This window comes from Microbulbifer okhotskensis (assembly GCF_023895975.1).
Classification (GTDB): domain Bacteria; phylum Pseudomonadota; class Gammaproteobacteria; order Pseudomonadales; family Cellvibrionaceae; genus Microbulbifer; species Microbulbifer okhotskensis.
On the sequence record NZ_JALBWM010000565.1, the window covers coordinates 1 to 219 of the forward strand.

At 49.3% G+C, this 219-nt stretch carries 1 protein-coding gene; it reads right to left on the minus strand.

The window, feature by feature from the left end:
• Positions 1 to 24 precede the first annotated feature (24 nt).
• Complete coding sequence (locus MO867_RS23300; protein ID WP_252473538.1) at positions 25 to 189, minus strand: hypothetical protein; 165 nt, start codon at positions 187 to 189, stop codon at positions 25 to 27.
• Positions 190 to 219 lie beyond the last annotated feature (30 nt).

Below are 219 nucleotides of genomic sequence, written 5' to 3' on the forward strand. Positions count from 1 at the left end.
AGACAAGATAATTACAGTCACGATTTAAGCTGATTTATATGGGACAGCCCTGGCCATACACGCGGCAAGGGCCTTTTCATCCAGCAAAGCTTGAGACTTAAAGCGCCCCTCCCAGAAACGGCCCGTACACTTGTCCTCAGCATTGGCTTGGCGGGCGATAGATTCATTCAACACTTCGGACAGTTTCATACAGCTATAGCCCCATAGTCACTGTACTGC